Annotated in this window: 16 protein-coding genes; 8 read left to right on the top strand and 8 right to left on the bottom strand. The window is 59.4% G+C overall.

Annotated elements, in window-relative coordinates; all coding sequences use genetic code 11:
• The first annotated feature begins 8 nt into the window (after positions 1-8).
• The 3 genes from argH (at position 9) to NQF87_RS02520 (ending at position 2,247) form a co-directional block, all read left to right on the top strand.
• The gene (gene argH, locus NQF87_RS02510; RefSeq protein ID WP_266126842.1) at positions 9-1,463 is read left to right on the top strand and encodes an argininosuccinate lyase; all 1,455 of its coding nucleotides are present in this window, start codon (positions 9-11) and stop codon (positions 1,461-1,463) included.
• 2 nt (positions 1,464-1,465) lie between these two features.
• Complete coding sequence (locus NQF87_RS02515) at positions 1,466-1,624, top strand: hypothetical protein (RefSeq protein WP_266127044.1); 159 nt, start codon at positions 1,466-1,468, stop codon at positions 1,622-1,624.
• Between the two features lie 281 nt (positions 1,625-1,905).
• Positions 1,906-2,247, top strand: coding sequence for a hypothetical protein (locus tag NQF87_RS02520; protein WP_266126843.1), 342 nt, complete (start codon positions 1,906-1,908; stop codon positions 2,245-2,247).
• A gap of 8 nt (positions 2,248-2,255) precedes the next feature.
• On the opposite strand, the gene NQF87_RS02525 is transcribed toward NQF87_RS02520, so the two are convergent.
• The 7 genes from NQF87_RS02525 to NQF87_RS02555 form a co-directional block, all read right to left on the bottom strand.
• A complete protein-coding gene (locus NQF87_RS02525) occupies positions 2,256-3,044 on the bottom strand; it encodes an MBL fold metallo-hydrolase (RefSeq protein WP_266126844.1) in 789 nt (262 codons plus the stop codon).
• Positions 3,041-3,826 carry a TatD family hydrolase gene (locus tag NQF87_RS02530; protein WP_266126845.1) on the bottom strand — a complete coding sequence of 262 codons (786 nt, stop codon included), beginning with the start codon at positions 3,824-3,826 and terminating at the stop codon, positions 3,041-3,043. The genes NQF87_RS02525 and NQF87_RS02530 overlap by 4 nt, the downstream gene beginning before the upstream one ends.
• Complete coding sequence (gene metG / locus NQF87_RS02535; protein ID WP_266126846.1) at positions 3,823-5,364, bottom strand: methionine--tRNA ligase; 1,542 nt, start codon at positions 5,362-5,364, stop codon at positions 3,823-3,825. Before metG ends, NQF87_RS02530 begins: the two co-directional genes overlap by 4 nt.
• A gap of 38 nt (positions 5,365-5,402) precedes the next feature.
• Positions 5,403-6,347, bottom strand: a complete 945-nt coding sequence (locus NQF87_RS02540) for an AAA family ATPase (protein ID WP_266126847.1) — start codon at positions 6,345-6,347, stop codon at positions 5,403-5,405.
• Positions 6,344-6,997: a dTMP kinase gene (tmk, locus tag NQF87_RS02545; protein ID WP_266126848.1), complete on the bottom strand. Its 654-nt coding sequence runs from the start codon at positions 6,995-6,997 to the stop codon at positions 6,344-6,346. The genes NQF87_RS02540 and tmk overlap by 4 nt, the downstream gene beginning before the upstream one ends.
• Positions 6,984-8,207, bottom strand: a complete 1,224-nt coding sequence (locus NQF87_RS02550; RefSeq protein ID WP_266127034.1) for a D-alanyl-D-alanine carboxypeptidase family protein — start codon at positions 8,205-8,207, stop codon at positions 6,984-6,986. The genes tmk and NQF87_RS02550 overlap by 14 nt, the downstream gene beginning before the upstream one ends.
• Positions 8,208-8,337: 130 nt before the next feature.
• Entirely contained in the window at positions 8,338-9,348 is a 1,011-nt protein-coding gene (locus NQF87_RS02555; protein WP_407651994.1) for a lytic murein transglycosylase, read from the bottom strand.
• A gap of 126 nt (positions 9,349-9,474) precedes the next feature.
• On the opposite strand from NQF87_RS02555, the gene NQF87_RS02560 reads away from it, so the two are divergent.
• Together NQF87_RS02560 and NQF87_RS02565 are read left to right on the top strand one after the other, a co-directional pair.
• Positions 9,475-10,041 (top strand): DedA family protein, encoded by a 567-nt coding sequence (locus NQF87_RS02560; protein ID WP_407651978.1) that lies wholly within the window; start codon positions 9,475-9,477, stop codon positions 10,039-10,041.
• An 8-nt stretch (positions 10,042-10,049) separates the two neighbouring features.
• Positions 10,050-11,114: an ATP-grasp domain-containing protein gene (locus tag NQF87_RS02565; RefSeq protein ID WP_266126850.1), complete on the top strand. Its 1,065-nt coding sequence runs from the start codon at positions 10,050-10,052 to the stop codon at positions 11,112-11,114.
• Positions 11,115-11,160: 46 nt separating this feature from the next.
• On the opposite strand, the gene NQF87_RS02570 is transcribed toward NQF87_RS02565, so the two are convergent.
• The gene (locus NQF87_RS02570) at positions 11,161-11,619 is read right to left on the bottom strand and encodes an MlaD family protein (RefSeq protein WP_266126851.1); all 459 of its coding nucleotides are present in this window, start codon (positions 11,617-11,619) and stop codon (positions 11,161-11,163) included.
• A gap of 165 nt (positions 11,620-11,784) precedes the next feature.
• Here NQF87_RS02570 and NQF87_RS02575 point away from each other — a divergent pair, with 165 nt between their 5' ends.
• The 3 genes from NQF87_RS02575 (at position 11,785) to NQF87_RS02585 (ending at position 15,886) form a co-directional block, all read left to right on the top strand.
• Entirely contained in the window at positions 11,785-12,645 is an 861-nt protein-coding gene (locus NQF87_RS02575) for an undecaprenyl-diphosphate phosphatase (RefSeq protein ID WP_266126852.1), read from the top strand.
• Positions 12,646-12,776: 131 nt separating this feature from the next.
• Positions 12,777-14,279, top strand: coding sequence for an APC family permease (locus NQF87_RS02580; RefSeq protein ID WP_266126853.1), 1,503 nt, complete (start codon positions 12,777-12,779; stop codon positions 14,277-14,279).
• Between the two features lie 62 nt (positions 14,280-14,341).
• The gene (locus tag NQF87_RS02585) at positions 14,342-15,886 is read left to right on the top strand and encodes an APC family permease (RefSeq protein WP_266126854.1); all 1,545 of its coding nucleotides are present in this window, start codon (positions 14,342-14,344) and stop codon (positions 15,884-15,886) included.
• Positions 15,887-15,922 lie beyond the last annotated feature (36 nt).

The following is a 15,922-nucleotide window of genomic DNA, read 5'->3' on the forward strand; positions in this document are numbered from 1 at the left end:
CGGTCCTCATGACGCACAATAATACCAGCAACGCCTCCCCTGCAAACCAGTCCTCCAAGGCCGAAGCCGCCAACCCGCAATGGGGTGGCCGTTTTGCCAGCGGCCCGGCAGCCATCATGGAAGAGATCAACGCTTCCATCGGGTTTGACCGGATTCTCTGGCGGCAGGACATCCGCGGCTCCCTCGCCCATGCCGCCATGCTCCGCAAGGTTGGCCTGCTGACGGGAAAAGAGGAAGCTGAAATCCAGCAGGGTCTGGCAGATATTGCCAAGGAAATTGAAGAAGACCGCTTTGCCTTCTCCCCGGCACTGGAAGATATTCACATGAATATCGAATCCCGCCTGTCCGAACGGATCGGCGAGGCCGGGAAACGCCTTCACACCGCCCGCTCCCGCAATGACCAGATCGCCACCGATTTCCGCCTCTGGGTGCGTGACTCCATTGATGGCGTCGTCGAACAGACCGAAGCCCTGATGCGGACCCTGGCCCGCCGTGCGCTGGACTATCACGACACGCCCATGCCGGGCTTCACCCATCTTCAGGTGGCACAGCCCGTCACCTTCGGCCATCATCTGCTGGCCTATGTGGAAATGCTCGCCCGGGATGCGTCCCGCCTGCGTGATGCCCGCCGCCGGATGAATGAATGCCCGCTCGGTTCTGCCGCCCTGGCTGGTACGTCCTTCCCCATCGACCGGGACATGACGGCACAGGCCCTCGGCTTCGACCGTCCGACGGCGAACTCGCTGGATGCCGTGTCTGACCGTGATTTTGCGCTGGAATATCTGTCTGTCCTCTCCATGGAGGCCATGCATCTCTCCCGCCTGTCCGAAGAGATCGTGCAGTGGGCCTCTGCGGCCTTCAATTTCGTGCATCTCTCCGATGCATTCACCACCGGCTCCTCCATCATGCCGCAGAAGCGCAACCCGGATGCTGCCGAGCTGGTCCGTGCCAAGGTTGGCCGCATCACCGGTGATCTCATCGGACTTCTGACAGTCATGAAAGGCCTTCCGCTGGCCTATGCAAAGGACACGCAGGAAGACAAGGAACCCGTTTTTGATGCCACGACAGCCATCACCCTGTCTCTGGCTGCCATGGAAGGGATGATCCGGGACCTCAAACCCAACAAGGAACGGATGCGGGAACTGGCCGGGGCCGGTTTCTCCACCGCCACGGACCTTGCTGACTGGCTGGTACGGGAGCTGCGCCTGCCCTTCCGTACGGCCCATCATGTCACGGGGCGTCTTGTCAGTCTGGCAGAGCAGAAGGGCTGCGATCTGGCTGATCTCTCCCTTGAGGACATGCAGGCCGTAGAATCCGGCATCACTGAATCCCTCTATGATGTGCTGACCGTGGAATCCTCCCTTGCCTCCCGCACCAGCCACGGTGGTACGGCTCCGGCCAATGTGCAGGCCCAGGCCAGGACATGGCTGGAACGCCTGGAACAGTCCTCAACGGAGAAATGATCATGCGCTTTTTTCAGTCCTCCGTGATGAAGGGGGCCATGCTGGCCCTCATGGGTGGTATTTTCCTTCTGGGGCTGAGTGCCTGCGGTCGACAGGGCAGCCCCCAGCCACCCGGCCCCTCTGACAAGGTCACCTATCCTCAGATTTACCCGCCGGAATAAGACAAAAACCTTCATTCCCAGGGCAGACACCGGCATTTTCCACGTGATGGTGTCTGCCTTTTCTGTTTTTCATGAAGTCTGTTTCCATCTGTTAAATGGTCAGTAAATAGATATAAATAATAAGACCCAAAAATATTCCCTATTAATTCATTTTTTCTTCAAATTCTTTCCCTAGCCTGTCCCTGTAGAACGGACCTCAAGCTAGGGTATTCATGATGGCAACGCTGACAGAAAACATCCTGCAAAACCCATCCCATTATGGCTATATGCAGACGGGAAACATGGCGCATTTTCAGACCGTCCCTGCGGTTGAGACCGGACTGCGCCTGACCCTGCCCACGGGCGATGCCATTCCCTGCCAGCGTCACAATAAGGGCTGGTACAATTTCGTTCTGCCTGCCGAAACAGCCTATATCTGCCTTGACATGTCAGCCCCCGACCTGTCCGGCTTCACTCTGGTGGAACTGACGCTATTTGTTGGTGCGCAGGAATGGTCCCTGCCAATCCCCTCAGCCAGACGGGGTGATGCTACCCGGAATGTCGAGATCAATCTCCCTGCCATGCCCTATTGGGTACAGGGGCTTCTCTGCATCCGTCTGGAACAGGCCGAACAGGCGGCCTGAAGGCTTTTCTATACGCTCAGTTCCATGCCATCCCATGCAGGCCTGACATCATCCGGCAGTTCCTTGCGGAGCATGTCATAATCCATGTCAGGCCCCATATGAGTCAGAACGGTGTGGCTAGGTCTGAACTGCTGCCGCCACTCCAGTACACGCCCGAGCCAGCCGTGGGAAGGATGCTCTCCCCGCTGAAAGCAGCCCACAACCCAGCATGACAGATCATGCAGCAGGACTTGTGATCTTTCCGGAAAACTTTCCACATCCGTGCAGTAGGCAAACGGGCCGAAACGTACACCCAGGCTTGTGATCCAGCCATGCCTTTGCGGGAAGACATGTCCTTCCAGCGGACCAACCTTTATCGGCCCGTAATCAGGGATTTCCTGCACGTCAAAAGATGGCCGGTAGAAGGTTCCCCCCTCCCAGGGACGGAACGCATAATCAAAACGCTGCCGCAGTTCGGCCAGCACGTCCGCACTGGCCAGAAGCGGGAGGGGACGGCCAATCACACGATTGATCGCCCGCAGCTCATCAAGCCCGCCAATATGGTCGCTATGAGCGTGCGTATAGAACACGGCGTCAACATGGGTCAGCCCGTTCGCCAGCATCTGCTGTCGTAAATCCGGCCCGCTATCAACCAGAAGACGGAACCCCTCATGTTCAATCACGACGGAAGACCGCAGACGGTGATTACGCCGGTTCGCCGGATCACAGACGCCCCAGAGACCTGTCCCCGCCCCTTCGTCTCCCCCGATCATGGGGACACCGGCGGAGCCTCCACAACCGAGAATCGTGATTTTCATGCAACCACCCTTGTGAAAAGACGCCGCGTATTGGCCTGCGTGACCTCCACCAGACGCTCCTCCGTCAGCCCCCGCTCCTCCGCCAGACGGGCTGCCGTATGAACGACATAACCCGGCGTATTGGGCTTGCCCCTCTTGGGCACGGGGGCCAGAAATGGACTGTCCGTCTCCACCAGAATGCGGTCCTCCGGCGCATGACGGGCCACGTCCCGAATTTCCTCACATTTCTTGAAAGTCAGAAGCCCGGAAAAGCTCAAATATCCGCCCAGTTCCAGTGCCGCCTCTGCCAGTTTCGGACCAGAAGCGAAACAGTGGATCAGGAAGGGAAACGCCCCCTTCTCATGCTCATCCCGCAGAATGGCAATGGTGTCATCATCCGCCTGCCTTGTATGGATGACCAACGGCAGACCCGCCACACGGGCGGCCTCAATATGGCGGCGAAAGGACACATGCTGGGCCGGTTTCACTTCCTCCGTGCCATGAAAATAATCAAGGCCCGATTCACCGATGGCCGCCACACAGGGAGATTCAAGCTCTGCCAGCATCTCATCAAGGCTGGGCAGGGTTTCTTCATGGGCGTGGTCAGGATGCGTGCCCAGCGCATACCAGATGCGGAGGTCCGGACTGTCATGCTCCGTCAGGGCCTTCTGCTTCGCCCGCTCCGACCAGCGTGTGCCAATGGTGATCATCCCGGCCAGCCCCGCCTGTCGGGCAAAATCCAGCCCGGCGGGCAGGTCTTCTAGCCTGTCCAGATGACAATGTGTGTCGATCAGCCCCTTCATGCCTGTTTTTCTTCCTCCACAAAGCGGGGGAACAGACCCTGCGGCTTGGGCAGGACACGGCCACCGGGCAATGGTGTTTCCAGAGCGGCAATGTGACGCTCATCCTTTTCCACACCCAGCTGATCCAGCATCTTCTCCATCGTGTCCGGCATGTAAGGCTGAAGCAATGTGGCTACGGTACGGATCACATCCACCAGAACACGCAGGACATCCGCCATACGGGCCGGGTTCTCCTTCTTCAGAATCCACGGGGCCTGACGGTCAATATAGGCATTGGCCTCCCGGATGAGCTTCCAGATGTCTTCCAGCGCATCGCTGATGGCCAGCTGTTCAACATGATTACGGGTCAGGGTCGGCAGTAGGGCCGCCTGGGCCAGAATCTTCCCATCATCCTCGGTCAGCGTGCCACGTTCCGGCAGGACACCCTCCAGATTGCGGGCCACCTGACTGAGCGTCCGCTGGGCAAGATTACCGAGGTCATTGGCCAGCTCGACATTCATGCGGGTAATGAGCGACCGGCGGCTGAAGTTGGAATCACCACCGAAAGGCACTTCCCGCATCAGGAAGAAGCGCAGCTGGTCCAGACCGAACTCATCAGCCAGTTTCTTGGGGTCCAGCACATTACCGAGAGACTTGCTCATCTTCTCGCCTTCGACGGTCCACCAGCCGTGGGCGAACACCCGCTTCGGCAGGGGCAGACCGGCTGCCATCAGGAAGGCCGGCCAGTAGATGCAGTGAAAACGGATGATCTCCTTGCCCACCACATGCACATCGGCAGGCCAGTGAACATGGCGGGGGTCTTCCAGATCGGGATAGCCCACGGCTGTCAGGTAATTCGCCAGCGCATCAAACCAGACATACATGACGTGATCCGGGTCACCCGGCACCTCCACACCCCAGCGGAAGCTGGTCCGGCTGATGGAAAGGTCCCGTAATCCCTGCTTCACGAAGCTGATAATTTCCCGCTTCGGACCATGAGGGCCGATGAAATCGGGATTTTCCTCGTAGAGCCTCAGCAGCCTGTCCTGAAACTCGGAGAGGCGGAAGAAGTAGGACGGCTCCCGCACCCACTCAAGCGGCGCACCGGAAGGAGCTGTCCGGCTGCCATCCGGATGTGTGGTGATCTCATCCTCACCGACAAACATCTCGTCACGTGTGGAATACCAGCCCTCATAGGCATCAAGATAGATATGGCCACTCTCGGCAACCTTCTTCCAGAGGGTCTGGGCAGCCTTCTTGTGGCGGGTTTCTGTCGTACGGATGAATTCATCCGTCTGGACGGCCATGTCCGTCTGCATCTGGCGGAAACTCTGGGAGATGCGGTCAGCAAACTCCTGAGGGGGCACGTTCTGCGCCTTTGCGCTCTGCTCCACTTTCTGCCCATGTTCGTCCGTCCCGCTGACGAACAGCACGTCATTCCCGTCCAGCCGGTGGAAACGGGCAATCACGTCACAGGCAATGGAGGTGTATGCGTGGCCGATATGCGGCGCACCATTCACATAGAAAATGGGGGTCGTGATGGTGAAACGCCGTGTCATAGTCCGTCCTGTTATCCAAGTTCTTCCAAAATCGATGTTCAGTCTTCCGGCCCGCTGCGGGCCAGAGCAAGGGCTTCCCGAATAGCCTCGGCCTTGTCAAGATTGAAACGCTCGCTCTGCATCCGTATCTGCCCCAGCCGACGGGTCCGTTCCGCCATACCAGCAGCCAGAGCCAGATTACCCGAACAGGCCGCCTCTCTGGCCCGGGCTGCCAAGGCTTCACCCAGCAGATCACATACTAGCGCAAAACCGTCCGCGTCACGAGCAAGCCGGCTGATGATCACCCAGTTGTCATGATCCAGCTCTTCCCCCGCCATCGCTCTGGCAACCAGTGACGCACAGATGCCATCCCTGTCCTGCGCCAGAAACAGGGCACGCCCCGGCGAACCATGGGCACGCTGAAGAATCTCTTCCGGCAGGTCTGGTAGCAAAGCCCTCATGTCACCACCACCCAGCCCGGAAAGAACCAGAGGACGGCAGCGGCTCCGCAATGTCGGCAGCAGGGCACCCGGTGACGATGTCGTCAGGAACAGGACAGCCTTCGGCGGTGGCTCCTCCAGAATTTTCAGCAGGGCATTGGCGGCAAACCGGTTCAGGCTCTCCAGTCCGTCCACGATCACGACCCGCCAGCCACCTTCCGTGGCCGTATGATGCAGGAAGCTCTGGACGGGCTGGACGTCAGAAACCGTGATCTCCCCCCTCAGCTGTCCTTTCCGTGGGTCCATCTTCCGGGCGACTGTCAGGAGATCGCCATGTGTTCCGGCAGAGATGCGCCGTCCAGCAGGGCTGCTCAGATCACTGCCTCCCAGCAGCCTGCGTGCCAGATGAAACGCCAGCGTCGCCTTCCCGACACCGGAAGGACCGGAAATCAGCCACGCATGATGCAGCCGCCCGGAAGCAAAGGATTCTTCAAACTGCTGTACCGCTGCCTGATGACCATAAAGAGGCGCCGCCAGACGTGGCTCCGGGAGGCTGTCTTTCACGCAGCCCTGCCAGCAAGCTGCTGATGTACCAGCCTGTAAAGATGCTCCTGCACCTCTTCCACGGACTGGCTGGCATCAACCCTCACGATGCGGTCAGGGTCACACTCCGCCATCTTCCAGAAACCTTCCCGCACACGCTGATGGAACTGCATCTTCTGCCCCTCGTAACGGTCCACTTTCCCCCCACGCTGCGCCACACGCTGGCGGGCACGCTCACAGGGGAGATCAAGCCAGAACGTCACGTCCGGCTCACCACCAACAAGCCGCCGCAGGGAGCTGATATAATCCAGCACCTCCCGTCTGCCTTCACCAATGCCATAGCCCTGGTAGGCCCATGTGGAATCATGGAACCGATCGCAGATAACAATTTTGCCCTCTTCAAGGGCGGGCTGGATCGCCTGGGCAAGATGATCGGCCCTAGCCGCCATATGGGTCATGATCTCAGCCTGCCAGCAGAAATGTTCATCGCCAAAAAGCAGAAGTTTTCTCAGGGCTTCAGCCGCCGGAGTACCACCAGGTTCCCGTGTCCGGTAGACAGGCAGCCCTTCACTTTCCAGCCTTCCGACAAGACGGGCAAGCTGTGTCGTCTTGCCCGCTCCCTCGCCGCCTTCCAGAGTGATGAACAGTCCCGCCTGCTTATTGCGGGGCATGGCCGAACCGTGCCATGAGCCGCCCGACAAAGCCCAGCTCAGCCACGGCCTCCACCGTATAGAGCGATGAATAGACCTGCGGCTGCCCCGGCAGGCCAACGGAAATATGGCCGGATTTCTGCCCCTCCGCTACCGGTGCCGGAATGGGAGACGGGTAATCCACACTGATCTGCACCCTGGAAGACCAGCCGACAGGAATGGTCAGGCTGACATCTTCCGCCACGGCCAGACCGACACTCCGATGCTCACCATTCCACACGGCAGCATTCGGTTCCACCACCTGCCCCTTATGGAGGAACTGGACCGTCTCGAAACTGGAAAACGCCCAGCTCATCAGCCGTTCACCCTCATGGGCACGCTCATTCGTGGAGGATGTCCCGTTGATGACCACGATGACCCGATTCCCGTTCCGCTCGGAGCTGGCACAGAGACCAAACCCGCCCGCATCCGTGTGACCGGTCTTCAGCCCGTCCGCCAGCCCCTTGTCAACCAGCACGTTCCGGTTACCCTGCCGGATATGGTTGAAGGTGAATTCCTTCTCCCCAAAGAAGCCATAATAATGCGGAAAATCACAGATGATGCGCTGGGCAAGCGTGGCCACATCGTGTGCGCACATGTAGTGGTCCTCAGCAGGCAGGCCCGTTGCGTTCATGAAATGGGAATTACGCAGACCTATGCGACGGGCCGCCTCATTCATCAGGACAACAAACCGTTCTTCCGACCCTGCAATACCTTCCGCCAGCACGACACAGGCATCATTGCCGGACTGGATGAGCATCCCACGGATCAGGTTCTCCACACTGACGGAACTGCCCAGCGGCACAAACATGCGGGAGCCTTCCATCTTCCAGGCCTTGGAGCTGACAGGGAACTCCTGCTCCAGCCGGATGCGGCCGGATGCCAGAAAGGCAAAAACGACATAGGCCGTCATCATCTTGGTCAGGGATGACGGCGGCATGCGCTCTTCCGCATTGCGGCTGAGCAGCACCGTACTGGTCGTGCTGTCAAGGATGTAGGCCCAGCGGGCAGAGGTCGGCATGGGGCCCATCGGAGTCATGGCGTCGCCCATGGCCGAATCGGCCATCGCACTGTCTGCTGCCCTGTCCTGCCCGGCCTGATGGGCACGCCCCTGCCGGTGCATCCCGGCAGCATGCCCGACCCGTGATAATGCCAGCAGGGAACACGCCGAAAAACCGGCAGCTCCCCCCATGAGAGAACGTCTTGTCTGCACGTCAATCCCCGCACTGCACGCCCCGCCACGAGAGCGGAACCTTGTATGAAAAACCGTTAGTTACGACACCCCGCAGCAAGTTACACTGGGCAACTCCAGATATCGTGATTTACCGGGTTATCCTACCGCCCAGAATCCCAACCGCCAATGCGTAATAGTCAGAAGGATTATAGGCCCGTATGACACGGAAATTACGATAAACAAGGAAGGCCTGTCCACCGGGACCATCCGGCTGAAGCAGGCTACCCGTGGCCTGCGGTGCCAGAAAACCAGAAGACTGGACCGGTCTCACGCCCAGGGCCTGCCATGTGCTGACGGGGTGCACGGGAGCGTGGCGGGACTTCGTGGCGGCAAATGACGTGAACTGCCCGTTGCTGCCCAGCGGTACCGCCACTTCCTCACCCCACGGCTCTCCCCGCTGCCAGCCGGACCGGCCAAGATAGTTGGCAATGGACGCAAACACATCCAGCTCCGAACTCCAGATGTTGCATCTACCATCCCCGTCTCCATCCGCCGCAAAGCGCAGGTAGGCACTCGGCATGAACTGGGGCTGCCCCATGGCTCCGGCATAACTGCCCAGCATGTCGGAGGGGCTGATGACCCCTCTCGCCAGAATCTGCATGGCCTTGATCAGCTCGCTCCGGAAAAAGGCTGCCCGCCGTCCATCATAGGCCAGTGTCGCCAGAGCCTCGATGACATTGAAACGCCCCTGACGCTCTCCAAAGCCTGATTCCAGCCCCCATATGCCCATCACGGCGTCGTCATCACAGCCGAACCGTTCGCTTATGGATGAGAGGGAATTTCTGACCTGCTGGTAGGTCTGCTGTCCCTTCTCCTCCCGTGTGGGGGAAACCACACGATCACGATACTGTGCCCATGTAAGGGTGAACTCCGGCTGGTGCCGGTCCAGTTTCAGCACATCCTGATTCGGAGCCGGGGCCAGAGCGAGGGACTGCTCCACGATGGATGAGGGCATACCAGCCGCCAGAGCCTGCTGGCGCAGACCGCTCAGAAATGCCGCATAGCTCTCCCCTGCCGCAGCCTGCGCCCAGGCAGGCAGCCCCGTCCCGGCCGCCACCAGACCACCAGCAGCGGCGACCAGAAAATTGCGCCTTTTCATCATTCCGTTTTCTGTCACGCTTCACCTAACCTTCATGAGGACAGGAGCATTCCTGCCGCCCTGCCAATTGCGAACGGGAGCATTTCGTGGCACAACCTCGCCAACCATAGCCAGGACCGTTTTTCTGTGATCCGTATCACCGCTATCATGGCGTCCCAGCCTATATGGCTGAAAGCCTCCTCCGTCATTCTTGGTACATTTATCCTCGAAGATGTTGCAACCGTTCTGGCGGCCATTGCCACCAAAGGGGAGCAGATTTCCATTCCCGTGGCCCTGATCAGCCTTTATGCTGGCGTTGCCGTAGGGGACATAGGACTCTATGGTCTCGGTCTGGCAGGGAGCCGCTGGACGTTTCTCCGCCGTTTTCTCACCCTCCCGAGTGAGGAACAGGCCAGACGCTGGTTCTCCCGCAATATCATAGGTGTCGTTGCCATTTCCCGCTTCGTACCGGGGAGCCGCCTGCCGCTCTATACGGCCTGCGGTTTTTTCCGTGCTCCCTTCCTTGCCTTCTCCCTGACGGCAATCGGTGCCACGCTGGTCTGGACAAGCCTACTCTTCCTCCTTGCCCTGCGTGTTGGCGGGTGGCTGCTGGCACATCAGGGTGGCTGGCGATGGGCGGGAATTGTCGGCTTCGTCCTGTGCATTCTGCTGATGGGACGTTTTGTCAGCCACCTGCATCGCGGAAGTATATAAATAAATTCATGAAAATACCTGCTGCCGATCATAAAACGCTGTCCCTTTTCGAATTCTGGCCAGACAGCATTTTCTATACCCCCATTGTCATCTACTGGATCCTGATGGGCCTCCGCTATCGAGACCTCACCATTTCCACGGCGGCAAATCCGAGAATTGAAACTGGTGGCCTCTGCGGGGAAAGCAAAAGCTCCATTCTGGACATGGCAGGCCCGACAGCCCAGAAGGCCATCGCCCCGTATCGTGTCATCCGGAACGGCCCCAGGGCCGTTGAGGATGTACTCGCTGCCATGAAGGCGATCGACGTTGATTTTCCCGTCGTGCTCAAGCCCGACATTGGCTGCAACGGCACGGGGGTTAAGCTGATCTCGTCGCTGGACATGCTGCGTGAGGTGCTGCCACTCTTCCGGGCGGGAACGGCCCTGATGGTCCAGAAGCTCATTACCTATCCGCTGGAAGTCGGCATTTTCTTCATCCGCCATCCTGATGAAGCTGTCGGCCGCATCACCTCGCTGACCTACAAGGAATCCCCCGTCCTGATCGGGAATGGCCGTTCCACCCTCCAGGAACTCATCATGGCCGACCCTCGCATGAGCCAGGTGCCGCAGCTCTACATGCCCCGCATCAAGGGCCGGGAACAGGAAGTCCTCCCTGCCGGGGAGACCGTGTCCCTTCTCTTTGCAGGCAATCACTGCAAGGGGTCCATCTTCCGGGACGGACGGCCTGACATCACCCCGGCTCTCACGGACCGCATCAACGCCATCATGCTGGACATCCCGGATTTCCATTTCGGCCGGATCGACCTGAAGGTCGCCTCGCCTGAAGCCATGAAGCGCGGAGAAGACTTCCAGATCATCGAGATCAACGGTGTCGGATCAGAAGCCATCCATATCTGGGACCGGCGCACGACCCTTGTCGAGGCCTACCGTACCCAGTTCTACCATTACAGGCAGACCTTCCTCATCGGCGCCGCCAAAAAGAAGCAGGGCTGGAAAAGCTCCGGCATCTTCGGGACGCTCCGTTCATGGATCAAGCAGAAGCGTCTGCTGGCCTCCTACCCGACCAACGACTGATCATCACGCCCCGCCGGGAAACCCATCCGGCGGGGCTTCACGATCCTCAGAGCTTGCCCGCTCCAAAAATGTAATTGCTGATCTGCTGTTCCAGCGACAGCAGAGGATGGGCGTCAAGGATGGTAGCCCCAGCCGCCAGCACCCTGCCGGACCTGCCGGGCAGGAGCTGCAGGGCATTGTCCCCCCCGATGGTCGGGGCCGCAATGGCCACGGCCGTATCCACCGGCAGCTTCAGGTCATCCTGCACGGAAAACAGCACATCTACGACGGCCGTTTCCGGGTTGAGCGTGATGGCCCGCACCCGTCCCACGGTAACCCCGCCAAGGTCAACGTCAGCCCCGTTATCCAGCCCGTTCGTGGAACTGAACGTGGCGTGATAGCTTGTCATGTGCCGATCCGGCCCCGCCAGCAGGCCCAGCCCGTAAGCCACGAACCCGCCGGCAGCCACCAGAACACAGCTGCTGGCAATGAATGCTCCGGCACGCCCTTTAAGGATCGACCACATAGACACCTCGAAATTCACGTTCCCTTCTGCTAGCCTGACCGCAGGAGACGCTGATTTCATGAAAAGCAACAATCTGTTACCGCTACCATATGTAAGCATTTCTCACCAGCGTCAGGCTCGGCTTTTCCCCCATTTCCTCCCCCACTGCATGGATCATGGTTCCGTATGACAACTTTTCAGGCCCTCATTCTCGCCATAGTTCAGGGCATCACGGAACCTTTCCCCGTCAGCAGCCTTGGCCATGCCGTCCTTCTTCCCGGCCTGCTGCACTGGCCGCTGGATGAACACAGCCCGACTTTTCTCCCCTTCCTGACCATGCTGCATGTGGGGACCCTGCTGGCTCTGGCCCATGTCTTCTGGCACGTCTGGCGGGCCATCCTGCTGGGCCTCTTCTCCCCCCGCCAGAGTGCGAAGAACCGCAACAAGGCCGTGCGTCTGTGCAGCCTGCTGGTAATCGCCACCATACCGGCCGTCATCATGGGAGGGCTGTTCGAACATCATCTGAGACATGTCTTCGCCAACCCGCTCATGGTGGCTGGCTTCCTGACCCTCAACGGGCTGCTGCTGATCGTGACCGAAATCATGCGCCGCCGCTCCCTTGAGGATACGCTGAGGACCACATACCAGACGCGGGAGCTTGACTGGAAAAATGCCTTCATCATTGGCCTCTGGCAGTGTCTGGCCCTTTTCCCCGGCATTTCACGCTCCGGAGCAACCATCAATGGCGGGCTGATGCGGGGACTGGATCATCTGACAGCCACCCGTTTTTCCCTGCTCATGGCACAGCCGGTCATTCTGGCCGCCACGGCAAAGGAAGCGTGGCAGCTCCGCCATGTCCATCTGTCCCATACCATGATCACACAGTCCCTGGTCGGTGCCGTCGTGGCAGGCATCACGGCCCTGATCTGCTCCCGCCTGCTCCTGCGCTTCTTCCGGGAAGAAAACGGACATACCCTGACCGGTTTCGGCGTCTACTGCCTTCTGGCAGGCATTGGCAGTGCCTGCCTGCTCCATTTTCACCTCTAGCCACAGAAAAATGGCCGGAGCGTAATTTACAAATCCGCTCCGGAACGCCAGAAAGAAAACATTCCGGTATCATACCATTTTCAGGCCGTCAGCCAGGACTCGTGACACCCCATGCCGCATCTTGAAACACCATGAACAGAGCACGCCGCAAAACCCTGTCCCAGATACAGTCTTCCGGAGAGCAGCAGGGCCTCAGACGCAGCCTCGGAGCCACGCAGCTTCTGCTCATGGGGGTTGGTACGGCCATTGGTGCGGGGGTCTATGTCATCACCGGCACGGCGGCAGCAGAATATGCCGGCCCTTCCGTCCTGCTTTCCTTCCTGATTGCTGCGGCAGCCTGCCTGTTCACGGCCCTCTGCTATGGGGAGCTTGCATCCACCTTTCCCGTCTCCGGGTCGGCCTATGCCTATGCCTACCTCTCCATGGGCGAGAAAATGGCCTGGGTGACCGGCTGGCTGCTCCTTCTGGAATATGGCATCGCCGGAACGGCCGTGGCGGCCGGCTTTGCCGGCTATCTGACCTCCCTGCTCAAGGGGTTTGGTGTCCACATCCCGGATGTCATCTCCCAGACGACCTTCCAGTCCATTCCACACTCCAGCAGCGGGCTGCTGACCTTCCATCACAGCATGAACCTGATCGGCCTTGCCGTCATGCTGTTCATCAGTCTGGTACTCGTAAGGGGCATTGAGACTGCCGCCCGTTTCAACACGGTCTTCGTTGCCGTCAAGATTGGCGTGCTCGTGCTGTTTGTCGGGGTTGGCCTGTTCTACCTTCACCCTGCCTACTGGCATCCTTTCATTCCTCCCTCACAGGGGAATTTCCATTTCGGCGTGGCAGGCATCTTCCGGGCAGCATCCATCATCTTCTTTGCCTATGGGGGGTTTGAAGCCGTCTCCACCGCTGCGGCGGAAGCCCGTAACCCGACACGGGATGTGCCAATCGGCATCATCGGCAGTCTCATCATCTGCACGCTGGTCTATGTCACCGTGGCGGCTGTTCTGCTGGGCATTGCCCCCTATCAGATGCTGGATGCCGCAGACCCTCTCTCCATCGCCACAGGACTGATTCACAAGCCGTGGATGGCCTTCCTCATCAATACCGGGGCTACGGTCGGGCTGTTCTCCGTCCTGATCGGCCTGCTCTATGCCATCTCCCGCATGGTCCATGCCATCAGCCATGATGGCCTGCTGCCACGCTTCTTTGGCATCGTGCATCCACGTTTCAGAACACCCTGGCTGGCCACACTGCTCCTCGGCCTCATCATGGGGCTGATGAGTGCCACCATGCCCATCGCCCTGCTGGGTGATCTGCTCTGCATCGGCACGACGCTGGCCTTTGCCATCGTCTGCTTCACCGTCATCTGGCAGCGCAACCGGGCACCGGGCACACCCCGCCCCTTCCAGGTACCGCTAGGGGGAATCCGCATCCGGGGACTCTGGCTGGGCATCACTCCCCTGCTTGGCATTCTCTTCTGCCTCTGCATGATCGTCCCTCTGGGGCTGAACATCCTGAACGTGACCCTGCATGGCAATCTCATCCCGCTGATCTTCTTCATCCTGTATACGGGACTGGGTTTTGCGACCTATCTGCTCTACGGGCGGCACAACTCCACCATGAAACCGCCCTCATCATGAAATGACCACCCGTTCCTCATTCTCCCGATCCATCACCTTTTTCCGGATGATCCACCGTCTTTATGCGTAAACATTCCTCCCATCCCACCAGACGCCGTAACCCACGGCGCAAGAGCATGAGCCAGATTACAGCGGAAAATGACTCCGTTACGCTCAAGAGAAGTCTGACAGCCACGCAGCTACTGCTCATGGGGGTTGGGACAACCGTTGGAGCCGGCGTCTATGTCATGACCGGAACAGCGGCAGCGGAATATGCCGGTCCTGCCGTGCTGCTCTCCTTCCTCGTGGCAGCGGCAGCCTGCCTGTTCACGGCCTTCTGTTATGGGGAGCTGTCTTCCACATTTCCCGTATCAGGCTCCTCCTACTCTTACGCCTATATTTCCATGGGAGAACGGGCCGCATGGAATGTCAGCTGGCTGATGCTGCTGGAATATGGCATCTCCTGTACCGCCGTGGCGGCAGGCCTTTCAGGATACATGAACTCCCTGCTGGGCATCTTTGACATCCATCTTCCCGTCTGGCTGACCCAGACCAGTCTCCAGCCTGTTCCCGGTTCTGAAGGGACGGCCCTGACAGCCGGATGGCGGCTGGACCTGATCGGCTTCGTCTCCGTCCTTCTGGTCACGGCCCTGCTGGCCCGTGGGGTGGAAGAATCGGCCCGTTTCAACTCACTTGTGGTCGCCCTGAAAATTGGTGTCCTGTTCCTCTTCCTGATCATCGGGATCGGCTACATCACGCCAGCCAACTGGTTCCCCTTCATTCCTCCTGCACAGGAGCATTTCCATTTCGGTGTGGCAGGCATCTTCCGGGCCGCCTCCATCATCTTCTTTGCTTATGGCGGGTTCGAGGCCGTGTCCACGGCGTCATCGGAGGCCCGCAATCCCACCCGGGACATTCCGATCGGCATTATTGGCAGCCTGATCATCTGTACGCTGATCTATGTGGCCGTGGCAGCGGTCCTTCTGGGAATCGTACCCTATGGCAAGCTGAACGTGGCTGATCCTCTGGCTGTGGCCACGCAGGCGATGGGCAAGCCGTGGCTCGCCCTGCTCGTGAATGGAGGGGCTACCATCGGTCTCTCCTCCGTCCTGCTCGGCCTGATGTACGGGCAGTCCCGCATTCTCCTGACCACAGGACGGGATGGGCTGATCCCTGCCATCTTCAGCCGGATTCACGCCCGCTACCGTACCCCGGCTCATGGCACCTTCATCATGGGAGGCATCATTGCCCTGATGACGGCAACCCTGCCCATCGACATCATCAGCGACCTTGTCTCATTGGGCACGGCACTCGCCTTTGCGATGGTCTGCTTCACCGTCATCTGGCAGCGCAATCATGCTGCCGACATAAAACGGCCCTTCAACGTGCCTCTCGGCGGCATCCGCATCCAGGGCCTCTGGGTGGGAATCACGCCGGTGCTGGGCATCATCTTCTGCCTGATCATGATTCTGCCGCTGCTCTTCAACATGATCCACGCCCTGCTGGGCGGCAATCCAGTCCCTGTCATCCTGCTGGTAACCTACTTCGTGATCGGCGCACTGACATACCGTTTCTACGGCTACCACAATTCCCGCATGGCTGACGGCAACAGCTCGACCCAACCTTGAGAAACCGTCTGGCCCGTTTTTCAGAAGAACGGGCCA

It is taken from the genome of Bombella dulcis (genome assembly GCF_026385505.1).
Lineage (GTDB): Bacteria > Pseudomonadota > Alphaproteobacteria > Acetobacterales > Acetobacteraceae > Bombella > Bombella dulcis.